Raw genomic sequence first — 756 nt, forward strand, 5'->3', positions numbered from 1 at the left:
GGCAGCCCTGCCGCTGGCGCCGGCGCCGGCGTTGCCGTCATTGGCGCCGCGCGCCGTGCCGGCGGTGCAGGATATCGCGGTGGTCGGGCTGTCGTGCCGTTTTCCCGGCGCCGCCAATCTGGCGCAATTCTGGTCGCTGCTGGCCGAGGGCCGTTCGGCGATCGGTCCCGTGCCGGCGCGCCGCTGGGGCTATGAAAGCGGCCACCACGCCGGGCTGCTCGACAGCATCAGCCATTTCGATCCGGCGTTCTTCCTGACGTCGCAAGCGGACGCGCGCGCCATGGATCCGCAAGCGCTGCTGCTGCTGGAGGAAACGCTCAATCTGTTTTGCCATGCGGGCTACCGCCTGGACGAGCTCAAAGGCAGCCCCGTTGGCGTGTATGTGGGCGCGCGCAGCCAGCACCGGGCCGATGACGAGGCCTTCAGCAAGGCGAACAATCCGGTCATGACGATCGGGCAGAACTACCTGGCGGCGAATGTCTCGCAGTTCTTCGACCTGCAAGGCCCCAGCCTGGTACTCGACAGCGCCTGCTCGTCGGCCCTCGTCGGCATGCATATCGCCATCCAGGCGCTGCGCGCGGGCGACATCACGTCCGCCGTGGTGGGCGGCGTGAGCCTGCTGAATACCGACGGCCCGTTCCAGGTGTTCGAACAGCGCGACATCCTGAGCCGCGAATTCCATATCTTCGACGCCCGCGCCAGCGGCGCCGTGCTGGGCGAGGGCGTCGGCATGGTGCTGCTGAAAACCGTCGACCA

The 756-nt window shown here is 68.1% G+C and carries 1 protein-coding gene; it reads left to right on the forward strand.

The features are described 5' to 3' along the window. The coding region (locus tag JANGC3_RS28290) for a beta-ketoacyl [acyl carrier protein] synthase domain-containing protein (protein WP_035787532.1) at positions 1–756 on the forward strand (756 nt) is incomplete at both ends.

Source organism: Janthinobacterium sp. CG3 (assembly GCF_000344615.1).
Classification (GTDB): domain Bacteria; phylum Pseudomonadota; class Gammaproteobacteria; order Burkholderiales; family Burkholderiaceae_D; genus Janthinobacterium.